The sequence below is a fragment of the Pseudomonas sp. KD5 genome (assembly GCF_012932895.1).
Classification (GTDB): domain Bacteria; phylum Pseudomonadota; class Gammaproteobacteria; order Pseudomonadales; family Pseudomonadaceae; genus Aquipseudomonas.
The window spans coordinates 177,719-193,346 of the sequence record NZ_JDWJ01000009.1; the positions used below are offsets into that span (position 1 = coordinate 177,719).

At 58.9% G+C, this 15,628-nt stretch carries 20 protein-coding genes; 14 read left to right on the forward strand and 6 right to left on the reverse strand.

Going from position 1 to position 15,628, the window contains the following annotated elements; genetic code table 11:
- Positions 1 to 11 precede the first annotated feature (11 nt).
- From AF70_RS20520 to AF70_RS20540, 5 genes are all read left to right on the forward strand, one after another.
- Positions 12 to 752, forward strand: coding sequence for a glycosyltransferase family 2 protein (locus AF70_RS20520; RefSeq protein WP_019582030.1), 741 nt, complete (start codon positions 12 to 14; stop codon positions 750 to 752).
- Complete coding sequence (locus AF70_RS20525) at positions 749 to 1,027, forward strand: lipid-A-disaccharide synthase N-terminal domain-containing protein (protein WP_018928220.1); 279 nt, start codon at positions 749 to 751, stop codon at positions 1,025 to 1,027. The genes AF70_RS20520 and AF70_RS20525 overlap by 4 nt, the downstream gene beginning before the upstream one ends.
- Positions 1,028 to 1,030: 3 nt before the next feature.
- Positions 1,031 to 2,551 (forward strand): glycosyltransferase family 39 protein, encoded by a 1,521-nt coding sequence (locus AF70_RS20530; RefSeq protein WP_019582029.1) that lies wholly within the window; start codon positions 1,031 to 1,033, stop codon positions 2,549 to 2,551.
- Positions 2,548 to 3,483, forward strand: a complete 936-nt coding sequence (locus AF70_RS20535; RefSeq protein ID WP_028939748.1) for an SdiA-regulated domain-containing protein — start codon at positions 2,548 to 2,550, stop codon at positions 3,481 to 3,483. Before AF70_RS20530 ends, AF70_RS20535 begins: the two co-directional genes overlap by 4 nt.
- Positions 3,484 to 3,733: 250 nt before the next feature.
- A complete protein-coding gene (locus tag AF70_RS20540) occupies positions 3,734 to 4,483 on the forward strand; it encodes an SDR family oxidoreductase (RefSeq protein ID WP_028939749.1) in 750 nt (249 codons plus the stop codon).
- An 8-nt stretch (positions 4,484 to 4,491) separates the two neighbouring features.
- On the opposite strand, the gene AF70_RS20545 is transcribed toward AF70_RS20540, so the two are convergent.
- A complete protein-coding gene (locus tag AF70_RS20545) occupies positions 4,492 to 5,853 on the reverse strand; it encodes an MATE family efflux transporter (RefSeq protein ID WP_028939750.1) in 1,362 nt (453 codons plus the stop codon).
- A gap of 183 nt (positions 5,854 to 6,036) precedes the next feature.
- Between AF70_RS20545 and AF70_RS20550 the strand changes: the two genes are divergently transcribed.
- From AF70_RS20550 to AF70_RS20560, 3 genes are all read left to right on the forward strand, one after another.
- The gene (locus AF70_RS20550; protein ID WP_081791051.1) at positions 6,037 to 6,438 is read left to right on the forward strand and encodes a GFA family protein; all 402 of its coding nucleotides are present in this window, start codon (positions 6,037 to 6,039) and stop codon (positions 6,436 to 6,438) included.
- Between the two features lie 218 nt (positions 6,439 to 6,656).
- Positions 6,657 to 6,929 (forward strand): hypothetical protein, encoded by a 273-nt coding sequence (locus AF70_RS20555; protein WP_026331910.1) that lies wholly within the window; start codon positions 6,657 to 6,659, stop codon positions 6,927 to 6,929.
- A 242-nt stretch (positions 6,930 to 7,171) separates the two neighbouring features.
- A complete protein-coding gene (locus AF70_RS20560) occupies positions 7,172 to 7,732 on the forward strand; it encodes a YSC84-related protein (RefSeq protein WP_018928229.1) in 561 nt (186 codons plus the stop codon).
- A gap of 96 nt (positions 7,733 to 7,828) precedes the next feature.
- Here AF70_RS20560 and AF70_RS20565 read toward each other — a convergent pair whose 3' ends face one another.
- Entirely contained in the window at positions 7,829 to 8,767 is a 939-nt protein-coding gene (locus AF70_RS20565; protein WP_019582023.1) for a LysR family transcriptional regulator, read from the reverse strand.
- Between the two features lie 116 nt (positions 8,768 to 8,883).
- Between AF70_RS20565 and AF70_RS20570 the strand changes: the two genes are divergently transcribed.
- From AF70_RS20570 to AF70_RS20580, 3 genes are all read left to right on the forward strand, one after another.
- Entirely contained in the window at positions 8,884 to 9,642 is a 759-nt protein-coding gene (locus tag AF70_RS20570; protein ID WP_028939751.1) for a TSUP family transporter, read from the forward strand.
- Positions 9,643 to 9,833: 191 nt separating this feature from the next.
- Positions 9,834 to 10,274, forward strand: a complete 441-nt coding sequence (locus AF70_RS20575; protein WP_169342494.1) for a phage infection protein — start codon at positions 9,834 to 9,836, stop codon at positions 10,272 to 10,274.
- Positions 10,275 to 10,570: 296 nt separating this feature from the next.
- The gene (locus AF70_RS20580) at positions 10,571 to 10,876 is read left to right on the forward strand and encodes a hypothetical protein (RefSeq protein WP_028939753.1); all 306 of its coding nucleotides are present in this window, start codon (positions 10,571 to 10,573) and stop codon (positions 10,874 to 10,876) included.
- Positions 10,877 to 11,139: 263 nt separating this feature from the next.
- Here AF70_RS20580 and AF70_RS20585 read toward each other — a convergent pair whose 3' ends face one another.
- Complete coding sequence (locus AF70_RS20585) at positions 11,140 to 11,475, reverse strand: hypothetical protein (protein WP_018928235.1); 336 nt, start codon at positions 11,473 to 11,475, stop codon at positions 11,140 to 11,142.
- Between the two features lie 117 nt (positions 11,476 to 11,592).
- Entirely contained in the window at positions 11,593 to 11,982 is a 390-nt protein-coding gene (locus tag AF70_RS20590; RefSeq protein ID WP_028939754.1) for a cytochrome c family protein, read from the reverse strand.
- Here AF70_RS20590 and AF70_RS20595 point away from each other — a divergent pair.
- Together AF70_RS20595 and AF70_RS20600 are read left to right on the forward strand one after the other, a co-directional pair.
- Entirely contained in the window at positions 11,981 to 12,118 is a 138-nt protein-coding gene (locus AF70_RS20595; protein ID WP_019582016.1) for a hypothetical protein, read from the forward strand. The genes AF70_RS20590 and AF70_RS20595 overlap by 2 nt on opposite strands.
- Before the next feature lie 48 nt (positions 12,119 to 12,166).
- Positions 12,167 to 12,634, forward strand: coding sequence for a GNAT family N-acetyltransferase (locus AF70_RS20600; RefSeq protein ID WP_028939755.1), 468 nt, complete (start codon positions 12,167 to 12,169; stop codon positions 12,632 to 12,634).
- A gap of 40 nt (positions 12,635 to 12,674) precedes the next feature.
- Here AF70_RS20600 and AF70_RS20605 read toward each other — a convergent pair whose 3' ends face one another.
- On the reverse strand, positions 12,675 to 13,640 hold the full coding sequence (locus AF70_RS20605) for a GlxA family transcriptional regulator (protein ID WP_028939756.1): 966 nt from the start codon (positions 13,638 to 13,640) through the stop codon (positions 12,675 to 12,677).
- Positions 13,641 to 13,746: 106 nt separating this feature from the next.
- On the opposite strand from AF70_RS20605, the gene AF70_RS20610 reads away from it, so the two are divergent.
- Positions 13,747 to 14,328 (forward strand): thioesterase family protein, encoded by a 582-nt coding sequence (locus AF70_RS20610; protein WP_050438300.1) that lies wholly within the window; start codon positions 13,747 to 13,749, stop codon positions 14,326 to 14,328.
- On the opposite strand, the gene AF70_RS20615 is transcribed toward AF70_RS20610, so the two are convergent.
- Positions 14,282 to 15,613 (reverse strand): dicarboxylate/amino acid:cation symporter, encoded by a 1,332-nt coding sequence (locus AF70_RS20615; RefSeq protein WP_028939757.1) that lies wholly within the window; start codon positions 15,611 to 15,613, stop codon positions 14,282 to 14,284. The genes AF70_RS20610 and AF70_RS20615 overlap by 47 nt on opposite strands.
- Positions 15,614 to 15,628: the final 15 nt, after the last annotated feature.

The window sequence follows — 15,628 nt, forward strand, 5'->3', positions numbered from 1 at the left end:
GGGGGGACTCTATGAGCCAAGACATTTTTGTATCTGTACTGATTCCAGCAAAGAACGAAGCAAACAACCTCAAGCCGTTACTTGAGGAAGTCCGCGCCGCATTGGCCGATGAGGCCTACGAAATCATTGTGGTGGACGATGGCAGCACCGACTCCACCCTGCATGAACTGCGGCAGCTGAAAAACAATGGCCTGGACGCGTTGCGCATCCTGCGCCATGAGCGCTCGCTGGGGCAAAGCACCTCGCTCTACCACGCGGCAATCGCCGCCCGGGGGCAATGGCTGGCCACGCTTGATGGCGACGGTCAAAACGACCCTGCGGACATCCCCGGGATGTTGGCGCTGGTGCGCGGTGAAAAGGGTCTGGTCGACGTTCAGCTAGTGGCCGGGCACCGGGTCAACCGCCGCGATACCGCAAGCAAACGCTGGGCTTCGCGTTTCGCCAACGGGCTGCGTCGCCGCCTGCTTAATGACGATACCCCGGACACCGGTTGCGGGCTGAAGCTGATCGAGCGCGCGGCGTTTCTGCGCCTGCCGTACTTCGACCACATGCATCGGTACATTCCCGCGCTGATCCAGCGTCACAACGGCCGAATGATCGTCCACCCGGTCAACCACCGGCCCCGCACCGCCGGGGTGTCCAAATACGGCAACATCGACCGCGCCCTGGTGGGTATTCTCGACCTGTTCGGTGTGTGGTGGCTGATCAAGCGCACGCGGTTGAACACCAACGCGCAGGAGATCGAAGGATGAACCTCTCCCGCGAAACCCTGTGGCTGGTGGTCGGCTTCGCTGGCCAGATCGCCTTTACCGGTCGCTTCATCCTGCAGTGGCTGTATAGCGAGTACAAAAAACGCAGCGTGATCCCGGTGAGTTTCTGGTACCTGAGCATTGTCGGCAGCGCCCTGCTGCTCGCTTATGCCATTTACCGGGCAGACCCGGTGTTCATCGCCGGCCAGGCCTTTGGTTCCATCGTCTATCTGCGCAATTTGCAATTGATTGCCCGCACCAAACACCTGAAGGACTGAGCCATGCGTAAAAACCTGTCGCCCAGCATCGAATGCCTGGGCCTGGTGCTGCTTGCCTTGCTGTTGATCGGCGCTGGCCTTGGGCTGCGTCAACCGCAAAACGTCGACGAGGAACGTTTCCTCGGCGTAGCGCTGGAGATGCTGCACAACGGGTCGTGGTTCATCCCTCACCGCGCTGCGGAGATCTACGGCGATAAACCGCCGGTCTTCATGTGGATGGTGGCGTTCTTCGCGTGGCTCACCGGCCTGCCCGCCCTCGCCCTGTATATTCCGGGGATGTTGTCGGCGGCGACGGTCACGGCCGTGGTCTACGACCTGGGCCGTCGGCTGTGGAATCAGCGCATTGGGCGAATAGCGGCGCTGTTGTACCTGGCCACCTATCAGACTTATAGCATCCTGCGTACCGGCCAGATCGACAGCCTGTTGATTCTGTTCACCTCCCTGGGTCTGTACGGACTGGCACGGCACCTGCTGCTCGGGCCGGCCTGGCGCTGGTTTTACGTAGGCTGCGCCGCCATGGGCATTGGCATCATCACCAAAGGGGTCGGCTTCGTCCCGGCCTTGATGCTGATTCCGTATGCCTACGCGGTGCGCAAAAACTGGTCCGGCGTGGTGGCCATGCCCGGCCAGAAGCGCAAGTGGTTCCTGGGCTTTTTGGTGGCGCTCGGCGCCATCGCGATCTGGCTGCTGCCTCTGGCACTGTCCATCGTGCTCAATGGCACCGCTGAAGAAGTCGCCTATGCGCGAGAAATCCTGCTGCGCCAGACAGCGGGACGCTATGCCGCCGCGTGGGACCATCGCGAACCGTTCTGGTACTTCTTCGTCAACGTGATCCCGCAATACTGGCTGCCATTGGTGCTGGCCCTGCCGTGGCTGGTGCCGGCCTGGCGCAAGCAACTGCGCAAGCACGACGGTCGAGTGCTGGTGCTGCTGAGCTGGGTCGTGCTGGTGGTGCTGTTTTTCTGCCTGAGCACCGGCAAGCGCAAGTTGTACATCTATCCGGCGTTGCCCGGTCTGGTACTGGTGGCGGCGCCACTGATTCCCTGGCTGCTTAAGCGCTGGTTTGGAAAGCGTCCGCGCGGTATGCGGGTATTCCAGGCGCTGGTGGCGACCTGGTTTGTTCTGTGGTTCGCCCGCGGGTTTATCGAGCCGATCAAGGAAGGTCAAAACCCCCATGAAGCGATCATGGCGCAGGCGGCGACCATGACCCACGGCGCCGATCTGGTGTTGGTCAACTGGCGCGAGGGCCACTGGTTATTCGCCCGGCAGCCGATCGTGCATTTCGGGATGACCAACTCTACGGTCGAACTGGCGGCGCAGTGGCTGCGCGAACACCGTGACGCCTACGCCTTGGTCCCCGACGATGTGCTGAGCAAGTGTTTCAATCCCCAAGCCGCTCATGAGCTGGGCGAAACATCTCGTGCGCAGTGGTCGATCGTGGGCGCCGATGCCGATAACGGCCAATGCCAGCCCGGACAACCCGCCAAGGTCTATCGCTTCAGCTGGGACAAGGACAGGTCATGAGCAAGAGATGGACGCTGGGAGTATTTTTCATTGTTGTACTACTTGGCGCCTACGTGGTTTCCGCACGCTTCATGGTCCACCAGCAGCTTTATGCGTACTGGCAAACCCTCTGGCATGGCAATCAGGCGCCCGATAAAAATATCTGGCTGCCGGACTATAAAGCCGTGATCCAGGCCAAGCCTGTCGCGGACATCACCAATCTGTCCGGCATCGCCTATGACCCGGACCATGATCGGCTGCTGGGCATCACCAATGGTGGGCCCATGCAGATTGTGGCCATGAACCGCAACGGTGATCTGCTTGAACGTTACCCGCTGATCGGCTTCCAGGACACCGAAGGCCTTGCTTACCTCGGTAACGGTCGCGTAGTGATCGCCGATGAACAGTTGCAGCGACTGTACGTCGTCACCTTGCCGGACAGCCCTGGCCCGATCCATGTCGAGAACACCCCGTTTGTTGCCATCGAGATCAACCTGAGCGAACACAACAAGGGCTTTGAAGGCGTGACCTATGACGCGGCCAATGATCGTATCTTCGCGATCAAGGAGCGCGATCCGCGGCAGCTGTTTACGGTCACGGGCATGCTGGCGTCCATCGGCAGCCCGTTGCAGGTGCACATCCAGGACTTGACCCATTGGATCGACCGTAGCGTCTCCGGCCTGGACCTTTCCGAGGGTTACTACGATCCGCGGACCGGTCACTTGCTGTTATTGAGCGAGCAGTCCAGCAACGTGACCGAACTGGACCAGGACGGCAACTTCGTCAGCTTCCGCTCCCTGCTCGGCCTGAATGACCTGAAAAAAACCATACCGCAAGCCGAAGGCATGACCATGGACACCTCCGGCGAGCTCTACATTGTGAGCGAGCCCAACCTGTTCTATCGGTTCTCCAAATCCAAGGCTGCTGTGGCGGAGAATCAGCAGAAGCAATAATGGGTTTTGCACCGGATGGTGCCGGAACTATCCGTAGCAGCAGCCTCGCAAGCTCGGCAGCTGCTACGGATCGCATCACGGCTGAACTGACCACCTATCGGACAACTTCCCGCCCCTTGCGCCATTAAGCCGATTCCGGGTCTTTAATGGTTGCAGGATTCCAAGCCAGCCCCCCACCCCGACCAGAAACACGACGTCCAAGCGGGGCTGACACCTCGCACCCCACTGCACACGCATCGGGAGACTCGTCATGAAAATCGTCGTGATTGGCGGTACCGGGCTGATCGGCAGGCAGCTCTGCAGAAACCTGCAAGACCTGGGGCATGAAACCCTGGCCGCGTCACCCAGCACCGGCGTCAACGCCCTCACTGGCGAGGGCTTGCAAAACGCCTTGCAAGGCGCCGATGTAGTGGTCGACGTGGCCAACTCGCCCTCCTTCGAAGACGCTGCAGTGCTTGAGTTCTTCGAAACCTCCGGGCGCAACCTGCTCGCCGCCGAGAAGGCCGCCGGGGTCAAACACCATGTCGCGCTGTCGGTAGTAGGCACCGAGCGCATGCTCGACAGCGGCTATTTCCGGGCAAAAATGGCCCAGGAACAACTCATCAAGGACTCAGGCATTCCTTACACAATCCTGCGGGCCACACAGTTCTTCGAATTCATTGGGGCCATTTCCCACTCGGGCGTACAGGAAGGCGACACCGTGCGCTTGACCTCCGCCGCGTTGCAACCGATTGCCGCGTTCGACGTCGCGACGGCGCTGGCGAAAGTCGCCGTGCAAGCGCCGAGCAACAACACCCTGGAAGTGGCCGGGCCTGAGCGCTGGCCGCTGGTGGAGTTCGTGCGCTTGTTTTTGCAACACACCAACGACCCGCGCCAGGCCCAACCGGACGACACGGTCCCCTACTTCGGCGCGCCGATCGATGACCACTCGCTGACGCCGGGCGAGCACCCCATCGTCGGGCCGACACGCTTCGAGACCTGGCTCAAGAGCAATACTTGAGAGGCCCCCTAGACCAACCGCTCGATCTTCTGATGCTGCCAGACCATTTTGTAATACAGCGTCTGCAGCATCAGCATGCCCAGATACGCCACCGGAAACGCCATCCACACTCCAGGCAACCCAAAGCGCGCATCCAGCAGATACGCCACCGGCAACTGCACCCCGACCACGCAAACGATCGACACCGCTACCGGCACCAACACCGTGCCGCTGGCGCGCATGATCCCGCCGACAATCGCCTGAAAACCAAACACCAGCAGGCTCCAGAGCATGATGTGCAACAAGTGCTCGGCCATCGCCCGGGTAGAATCCGCCGTGAGGAACAACCCCAGCAACCAGTGCGACAGCAGATACCCCAACAGCACCAGGCCACCGGTCAGGCACACGTTGATCAACAACCCGGTGCGCAAAATCTCCCCCATGCGCTCAATGCGCCCTGCCCCGATTGCCTGCGCGCCAAGGATCGACGCCGTGATCGCAATCGACAGCGCCGGGAACTGCACGTAGTTGACGATCTGCGTCACCGCTCCGTACGCCGCCGTCGCTTGGGAGCCGTGCTGGTTCACCAGCGCCAGAATCACCAACTCCGACAACGACAGCACCACCATCTGCAACCCGGTCGGCAGCCCGATGCGCAGCACCTTGCCGAGGATGACCCTGTCGAGCCGCATCGCCGCAAACATCTCCCGATCCGGCGCCAACGGATGCCCCTTGCGAATCAACCGCCACGCCAGCCACCCCATCGCCGACAGGTTACCCACCAACCCCGCCCACGCCGCACTCTGAATCCCCATCGGCGGCAGCCCCAACCAACCGAGAATCAACGCCGGCGTCAGCGCCAGCCCGACACACGTCGACACCACCAGCGCCAACAACGGCGACAGCGTATCGCTCACCCCGCGCAGCAACTGCGTGAACAACACAAACACCAACAGCGACGGCAAGATCCACATCATCACATGCGCATACGCCACCGCATCGTCCAGCACATCCGCCGGCGTGCCCAACCCCTGCAACGCCGGCCGGGCAAACACACTGCCCAACACCGCCGCCACCAACCCGATCATCGCCCCCAACAGCAGCGTCGAACCGGCGATGGCCTTCACCAGATGCGGCTCACGGGCGCCCCAGGCCTGACCAATCAACACCCCGGCGCCCGCACCGAGGCCGATAACCAGGGCGATGAAGAAGAACACCACGGGGAACATGCCCGATACCGCCGCTAACGCCTGGGTGCCGAGCAATTGGCCGATGTAGATGCTGTTGACGGTGCCGGACATGGACTGGAGGAAGTTGGAGAGGACCATGGGGGCGAGGAACAGGAGGTAGGTTTGCCAGAGGGGGTGTTGGGGTTTGGCTGGGGTTTGCATTGAGGGTCCGTCTCGGGTGGGGGCTGGCGTTTTGGAAATTCTACGCTACGGAACTGGGAACAACGCGCTCCTATTTTGTGGATTTGGATGTGTAATGGCTGCTTCCGGGCTAGGCCGAAAGCGAACGATCGACGGATGAGTGCGTGGTCGTTAAGCTTCTATTTTTCACGGAAGGTCGAGTGAGTGACGAAGGTTTACCAGGGAAGCTGCCTTTGTGCAGCGGTGAGTTACGAGATGCTTGTTCCGCCAAAAGCGGTGAATCATTGCCATTGCGGCCAGTGTCGGAAAAGCCACGGGGCGGCATTCGCTACTTACGGCAGTGTTCTACGCAGTGACTTTCGGATCTTGAGCGGCGCATCTGATATCAAGTCCTACCCTTCGTCCAAATCTGTGCTTCGCCAGTTCTGTGCGCACTGTGGCTCGACATTGTTCTGGTCAAGAATTCAAGGCGAGTACGCCCATTGGATTTCTGTAGCTCTGGGCACGCTGGACACTCCCTTCATACCGCAGAAACAGAAACATATTCATGTTGCCTCCAAGGCACCATGGTATGAACTTCCCGAATCGTATCCGCCGTGCGAATGAGCGCTAAGCAGATACGCAACGCTGCATGCTCCGGGCTCCAACTTTCAACCAAACTAATCACGCCAGCTTTACATACAAGTCCTACACCAACCTCGGAAATCGCCCCTACCCCCTACTGGCGCGAAGAACCTATAGTCACCCCGCCGCCCACGAAGCGACCAGGTTTGGCGACCTGCAGATCGGATCAGTCCCTTTAAATCTGATTCGGAGTTTCACCTATGGATAGATACATGCCCCTCACCGGAATCGACCTGATCCCGGCCTCCCTGCTCATCGACACCCAAGCCCCACTCGACGTCCTGCAAGCCATGGCCGACTACCGCATCCGCGCGGTCACGCAGGTGCTGGAAAACATCGCCTTCCGCGCCGAGATCGGTTGCGACACGGTGGTGCTGTCGGACTTTGCCAAACTGCTGGCCATACCGTTGCGCGATGGTTGTGATTTGATGGATGTGATCGGCAGACGCTTGCGGGCGCAGGCCGCGGAATAAATGAAAACGGGCGCCTCGTCAGGCGCCCGTTTTGTTTTTTTCGAACCCGGCCAACACGCAGAGGTCGAAACCAGTGATGGCATCGCTACTGATCACAGGCCGCCGGCCTGCTTCATTCAAGGGCGAAGCCAGTAGCTCACACCACTTTAGGGTGCGCCGGATAATTTCAGCAGGCCCGGATTCTGCCGGGGCAAGTGCTGGCTGCTGCTGACATCCAATGCTCCCGTATTGGAGTACCTGACATGACTCAGTCAATGCGGTTCTTCTTATCGATCGTCCTTGCGACAGCTTCACTGGTATCGGCAAGTTTCCTGAACACCGCAGGTGCGGCAACCGCTGAGGATCTGAATGCCGACTCTCAGCAAGCGTTGCAAACTCTTTACAAGTCCACACCACTGGCCGAATCCATTTCGCACAATGCCAAAGCGATTCTTGTCTTCCCGAATATCGTCAAGGCGGGCCTTGTATTCGGCGGCAGCTACGGCGAAGGCGTATTGTTGAAGAACAAGAAAGTAGAGAATTACTACAACACCGTAACCGGGTCCTGGGGGCTACAGGCAGGCGCACAGTCGTATGCCTATGCGGTTTTCCTGATGACCGACAAAGCCGTGGACTATGTACGTAAAACCAAGGGTTGGGAAATCGGCGTAGGCCCCACTGTTGTATTGGTAGATGCGGGTGTGGCGAAAAATCTGTCCAGTACGACGCTGAAGGGCGATGCCTACGCGTTCATTTTCGACCAGCAAGGGTTAATGGCTGGCGTCAGCATCGAAGGCACCAAGATTTCCCTGATCAAGCGTTAGAACCGGTCGTTTGGCGCTTACGGGCGCAAGCGATGGAGCAGACAAAAACGGGCACTTGAAGGGCGCCCGTTTTTTGTGTCCGCAATTGGTGATGCATCAGCCACCCTGGAGCGTTACTGCGTGCTTTCGATCAAGGCTTTCGCCATAGCCACGGATCATCTCCAGCAATGACTTCACCCGCAGCGGCAGATTCCCGGCCGGGTACACCGCGTGCATCTGCGGGCTCTCACCGCTGCTGGAGGTGAGTTTGTACTGGGGACAGACCCGCAGCAGGCGCCCCGCTTCCACTTCGGGCTCCGCCAGCCAGTCCGCCAGGCGGGCGATGCCGAGGCCCGCCAGGGCCGCCTGGAACGCCGCCGAACCTGAGTTGAAGCGGAACTTGGGGTGAGCCCGAACGCTGATGGCCTGCGTCTCACTACGAAAATTCCACTCCTTGAGAATCCGCGGCGCCGTGTGCAGGATCAGCGAGTGCGCCTCCAGCGCCTCGATGGAGTCGGGTATCCCGTGCCGCTCCAGATACTCGGGGCTGGCGTACAGATAACGTGAATAACTCCAGAGTGGAAAGCCGATCAGGTCACTGGATTGCGGATAGCCGCCGCGAATCGAGAAGTCCAGTTTGCTCTTGGCCGGGTCGATGGTTTCATCGGTGAAAATCCCATCGACGTTCACGTCTGGATAACGCTCGGCGTACCGCGCGATCAGCCGGGGCAATACCCCGTGCCCGAGAAACTCGGGGGCGGAAAAGCGGACCCAGCCGTAGGCCTGGCCACTGATGCCGGCCAGGTCTTCATCCGCCTCACGTTGCAGATCCAGCATTTTGTAGGCGTGGGGCAACAAGCGCTCACCCGCCTCGGTCAAGCTCACGGCATTGGAGGAGCGATTGAACAACTTGACTCCGACACTTTCCTCCAAGGCCTGAACTGCGCGGGTCAGCGCGCTGGGAGAGCGCCCCAGAGTTCGTGCTGCCGCGACGAAGCTGCGCTTGCGAGCCACCGTCGCGAAGGCTTCAAGTTCCCCCAACATATCCAATGCCATGCGCCACCTCATTGCACTTTTCACAACGTGGTATTGCAACACAAAAAAAGCGCTTTGGTTAACCTTCCCGTTCAACCTGGACTCTCACCCACCTTTCACCGTCAGAGCCTGATTCCATGATCGATATTGTCATCCTTTGCGTATTCGCCTTCTCTGCCGGCCTGATCGATGCGGCGGTGGGCGGCGGCGGACTGATCCAGATTCCCGCGCTGTTCAACGTGCTGCCCACGGCACAACCGGCAGCGCTGCTGGGGACCAACAAGGTTGCGGCAGCCTGCGGCACCGCATTCGCGGCCCGATCCTTCGTGCGCAAGGTGGTGATCAACTGGAGTCTGGTGATCCCTGCCGCCTGCGCGGCGTTTGTCATGTCCTTCTTCGGAGCGGCGACGGTGTCGTTCGTCCCCCAGTCGGTGATCCGGCCGGCGGTGCTGGTGTTGATCGTGCTGATGGCGATCTACACCTTCTGGAAAAAGGACTTCGGTGCCCTGCACAAGCCCATGCACATCGGCACCAAGGAAAAACTGCTGGCGATTGTCATCGGCGGCGCCATCGGTTTCTACGACGGACTGTTCGGGCCCGGCACTGGCAGCTTCCTGATCTTCCTGTTCATCCGCTGCTTCGCCTTCGACTTCCTGCATGCCTCGGCGTCGGCAAAACTGGTGAACATCGCGACCAACGTAGCAGCGCTGATGTTCTTCATTCCGACGGGGAACGTGCTCTACCTGATCGCCATCCCCATGGCCGCATTCAACATCCTCGGCGCACTGACCGGCACCTGGCTGGCGGTTCATAAAGGCGTGCCCTTTGTCCGGGCGCTGTTCCTGGTGTTGCTGCTGATCCTGATCGGCAAACTGTCCTATGACCTGTTCATGTAAACCTGAGGAAACAGCCCGCATCCAATGTTCGATAGGTGTGGGTCCATGTCGCGTGAACGCGGCATTTGCCCACCGCGTTTCAACCATTGCTGGCGTCGATAGTCACCATCACGTCAATGAAGTTCTCATAAAAAATCCTCGGCGTAACATCCGCTCCATACCCAACCAATAACACCCCGGAGCACACCATCATGAAACGCCAAACCCTTCTCAGCATCGCTTTCTCGGTTTTTGCAGTAAACGCTTTCGCCGCCTCTTCTACTCACCCGGTCGTCGCTGAAGGCGGCTCGGATCGCCTGATTGAAAGCCGTGTGGCTGAAGGTGGTTCGGATCGTTTGATCGAAAACCGCGTCGCTGAAGGTGGTTCGGATCGCCTGATCGAAAGCCGCGTTGCTGAAGGTGGCTCGGATCGTCTGATCGAGAATCGCGTTGCTGAAGGTGGTTCGGATCGTCTGATCGAAAACCGCGTCGCTGAAGGTGGCTCGGATCGTCTGATCGAAAACCGCGTCGCTGAAGGTGGCTCGGATCGTCTGATCGAGAATCGCGTCGCTGAAGGTGGTTCGGATCGTCTGATCGAAAACCGCGTCGCTGAAGGTGGTTCCGACCGTCTGATCGAAAACCGTGCAGCATGAATGAGTGGCTTTACCGTAACACTCGACCAAAGAACCCGGCCTCATCAGCCGGGTTTTTTCATGCGTTTTTTTGGTGCCCAACTGCATCGATGTTCGCCCGAAGCAGCATAGACGCGGGTTTCAGCGAATTGGCACCCGCGCGAAATCATCAACAACGACCGTCCGTAACCCCGCCCCGACGGCCTCTCCCCCTTCGCTATTCTTAACCACACACACCGCGGGCACGGCTTGCGGCATCAAAATCAGGAGTAAGGATCCGGGTAAGGAGTGCGCCACTTCAAACTGAGTATCAAATAATGAAAATGCTACTGATGGTCGAGTTTCCCCATGAGCCTTTCAACGCGTTTGTCCGGTCGGGGAAGGTCGGCGAAATCATGAACCGTATCCTGGACACCATTAAGCCCGAAGCGGCTTATTTCACTGAGCAAGATGGCATGCGAGGTGGGATTTTTCTGATCGATGTCGTGGATCCCTCCGAAATACCCGGATATGCGGAACCCTTCTTCCTCAACTTCCAGGCCAACTGCAAATTCCGTGTGGTCATGAACCCGCAGGACCTGCAGAACGCCGGTCTGGAGGAACTCGGAAAAGCGTGGGCGTGAGGTTCGATCAATGAGCCGGGTGATGGCATCTGGATGTGCCTCACCCCGGTCGATGTCCTAAGCCGTAATGCGATCTGTAGCAGCTGCCGAGCTCGCGAGGCTGCGTTCGGCTGCACAGCAGTCGTAAGATCAGAACTTGCGGTGCATCAGGCAGACCGCGTCAGTCGGATTCACGACTGCTTCGCAGCCGAACGCAGCCTCGCGAGCTCGGCAGCTGCTACAAGGAATGCGCCGCAGCTGAAATGACTGAAGGCGCACCGCACTTACTGAACGGTTTTCAGCTTGACCACATCACCGGAGATTTTGGTGGTGTAGCCGGTCAGGACCCAAGCCCAGAACCAGTTTTCCTGCACTTGGGTGTTGATCATGGCGTCGCCGCCCTTGGCTTTGATCGCCGCATCCTGAGCGCGGATGAAGCGGTTGTTCTGCTGGATCGGGATGACGCCGAACAGCAGCAGGCCAGTGGCGGTCGCTTCACTGTGGCCGACAACGGTGTACTGGCTGCTGTCGTATTGCTGGGTCTTCATCGGGGTGCCGGTGCAACCCGCCAGAACCAGGCCAAACAGGGCTACGGCAACCGCTTTGCTGAGGTAATTCACTGTGTCACTCCATTAGAAATACCCGGGATCCATCTCTCGGGCGGCGCATACTCTAACGGATGAAGTGGCCCAATGATATCACTCAGCACTGAAAAAAGCGGATCGATGAGGCACCGATCATTGCGGCTGAAACGTCTGCAGATAGGCCAACAGGTTTTCGATCTTTTCCGGATCGCTGAGGCCCCAGAAAATCATGCGGGTGCCGGGGACCACTGTTTTTGGCGCCTCGATGTAGGCGGTGAGTGTTTCGCGGGTCCAGACGACGCCTGATGATTTCATCGCCTCTGAGTACTGGTAGTCCGTCGTGCTGCCCGCAGGGCGCCCGAAAATCGCATTGAGTTGCGGACCAAAAAACCCTCGCGCTGAACTCCCTACCTGATGGCAGCCACCGCAGATTCGCTTGAACAGTTTCTCGCCCGCCTCAGCATCGCCAGCCGCTACTGCTTGCGTACTGAACAACCCCATATTGAGCATCAAGGCCAAGGTGAGTACGGCGGCGTTTTTCATGTTCGGCTCCAAATCGATGCGGCTGACAGCAAAAGCGGGCGGCTATTTCATCATGACTGGCGCTCACATCGAAGCCTTGAAGCTAATCTATAACTCTCTTTGCTCCATTAACGCCGTTGCAGGAGGGCCAGAATGAAATCCATCGTACTGGCGCTGGCTCCCCGTGATGATTAGAGTGCAAACGATGTCCGTCATACCTGTTGAAAGTCTTCCAGTAATGTTGGTTCCGGCTCACCCCGCCGGCCTGGACAATCTAGTGGCCATTCGAATTGAGGCCATGCGCGAAAGCCTTGAACGGATTGGGCGATTTGATCCGGTACGTGCCCGTGAGCGTTTTCTCAACGGTTTTGATTGCCGCAACACGCGCCACATTGAGCTGGCCGGCGAGCGGGTCGGTTTTATTGTGGTCAAGCCTCTCCTGAATGAACTGCTGCTTGACCACCTGTATGTGCGACCGAATGCTCAGGGAACAGGTGTAGGCTCTGCTGTCCTCAAACAGATTTTCAAAGAAGCGGATGCCGCCGCGCTCCCTGTCAGGGTGGGCGCGCTCAAAGAGAGCGCTTCGAATCGGTTTTACATCCGCCATGGCTTCCAATTCGTCGAAAGCGGCGAGTTCGACAATTACTATGTTCGTCCGAACGCTGCGCCTTGATCCAGGTTTTTAAACCGCCTCGATCAGGAGCCGATGTCACTCAACTCGCACTCGCTTGAAACTTCTTCCGGTAAGCCGCCGGTAGCAGGCCCACGCGCTGCTGGAAAAGCCTGCGAAATGAGTTGCTGTCCTCGTAACCTACTTTGTAGGTGATGCTGTCCAGGGTCATTCGTGTGGATTCGAGCAACTGCTTTGCCTTTTCCAGACGCAGTGTTTGCAGGTAGGTCAGCGGCGTGTAACCGGTGGCTTCCTTGAAACGCCTTTTGAAGTTCCTGACGCCGAATCCGAATCGCTCGGCCATGTCATTGATCAGCAGCGGCTGATGGAAGTGATCTTCCAGCCACGCCTGAACCCGCAGGATTTCGCCGTCCCCATGGTTCTTCGGCATCGACCACATGACATAGACCGATTGCTCGCTGCGTACGTTGTCGGCCAGCAAGTATTTGCCGCACTTCTGCGCCAGCTCCAGTGATGCGAAGCGGCGGATCAGATGCAGCAAAAGGTCCATGGCGGCCGTCGCGCCACCGCAGGTGATCACGCGATTGTCTTCACAGAGGATCTGCGCCTCCTCCAGACAGGCCTCTGAATACCGACGACGAAAAAAATCGGCAAAGGCCCAGTGCGTGGTGGCACGAATGCCGTCCAGCATTCCCGCTTCGGCCAGCATGAACGCCGCCGTACACATGGAAGCCATGACGGCACCTTGTGCATGCTGTTGACGCAGCCACGGCCCATAACCGGGAAATGCCGGCAAGGCGTCTTTCAGGGTAAAGAGAAACCCCGGGATCAGCACCAGATCGGTTCGGGTGATGTCGGCGATGGATCGGTCCACGCGCAGCGTTTGCCCTCCCCATGCGGCGACATCGGCGCCATCCAGCGAGGCGGCAACCACCTCAAACGGCGCACTGGCGGTATCGGCGAACAGGTTGGCGGCACTGAGCACTTCCAGCGCCAGGGTGGCGCTGGCGGCGGAACATTGATCAGCCAGTAGCAGGGTGACGTGCATGAATCATCCAGATTGCGCTTTTCGCATGAAAAAAGTCATTTGTGCACCTACCTTATCCGATTTCTGCCCCCTAAAGTGCGCTGGTCATTCAATCCTCGGCGTACTTATGAATCTCTGGTTCCGACTTATCCTCATGCTGTTCCGTCGCCCATGGCGCAAACCGGTGGACGGCCTGGCCACCACCGTCATCCGCCTGCGCGTCTGGCCGCTCGACCTCGACCTCAACCGCCACGTCACCAATGGCCGCTATTTCACCCTGGCCGACGTAGGCCGCATGGATTTCACGCTGCGCAGCGGCGCCTTTCGAGTAGCCTTGCGCAACAAAGCCGTGCCGATCGTTGGCGATACCTGGGGCAAGTTTCGGCGTGAGCTCAAGCTGTTCGAATCGTTCGAGATTCATACCCGCATACTCGGCTGGGACGATAAATGGAGCTTTATGGAACACCGCTTCGTGAGCAAAGGACGGGTAATCGGCGTCGTCATCATGCGGGGGCTGTTCCGCTCGGCCAAAGGCACGGTTGCACCGGTCGAGTTCGTCCGCGAGCTGGGATTGGCCGAACAGTCACCCGAGATGTCGATGTGGCTGACGGCCTGGTCGCAAAGCTGCGACGACATGAGCCGTCAGCTGCGAGGGGAAGAAGCTAGTTGCTCAACCGCCCTGCTGTCATCGATGAAGGAACAGCAATAACGTCCGCCTGAGCCATCTCAGGCTTTTCCTCCGCGCCCTCCCCGTTCAGCGCCTTGTTCATCTTCACCGTATCCAACGCACCGACCCATTTGGCAATGGCCATGGTGCCGACGCCGTTGCCGATGGTGTTGGTGATCGCGCGTGCTTCCGACATGAACCGATCGACGCCCAACAACAGCACCATGCCCGCCACCGGGATGGTGCCGAGGGAGGACAGCGTCGCCGCCAGGATGATGAACCCCGAACCGGTCACCCCCGCCGAGCCTTTGGAGGTGAACATCAGCACCGCCAGCACGATCAACTGGTCCATGAGGGTCAGCGGCGTGTTGGTCGCCTGGGCAATGAAGATCGCGGCGATGGTGTAGTAGATCGCCTGGCCGTCCGGGTTAAAGGTCAAGCCCGAGGGAATGATCATCCCGGCGACGGGTTTGGAAACGCCGGCCTTTTCCATCTTGGAAATCATCTGCGGCAGCACCGATTCCGAAGAGCTGGTGCCCAGTACCGTGAACAGTTCTTCCTTGATGAACTTCAGAAACTTCCACAGGCTGAAACCACTGTAGCGGCAGATCGGCCCGAGCACGAAGATCACGAACACCGCGCAGGTCAGGTACACGCACGCCATCAATTTGCCGAGGGAGAACAGCGAACCGAAGCCGTATTTGCCGATGGTAAAGGCAATCGCCCCGAAGGCACCGATGGGGGCCAGACGCATGACCATGTTGACGATGCGAAACATCCCTTGCATCAGGCTATCCAGCGTGTCGACGAACACTTTTGCGCGCGGCCCGACATGCGCCAGGGCAACACCCAGCAGAATGGAGAACAGCAAGATTTGCAGGACGTTGCCTTTGGCGAAGGCATCCACGATGGTGTCGGGGATGATGTTCATCACAAAGTCCATGAACGACGCATGTTTCACCGCCGTGGTGTAGGTCGCGAGGCTGGACGTATCCAGCGAGGCGACATCGATGTTCATGCCCGCGCCGGGTTTGAACACATCGACCACGACCAGGCCGACCACCAGCGCCAGTGTGGACACCACTTCGAAATAGAGCAGAGCCCGGAAGCCGACACGCCCCAACTCTTTCATGTTCTCCATGCGCGCAATGCCCGTCACCACCGTGAGGAAAATCACCGGGGCAAGCAGCATTTTGATCAGTTTGATGAACGCGTCACCCAAGGGTTTGAGCGCTGCTCCGGTCTCGGGAATGAACACCCCGACAATGGCGCCGAGGATGACCGCGATGAGCACTTGTACGTAGAGTTTGCCAAATATTCTTTTCATGACAGGGCCCTGATT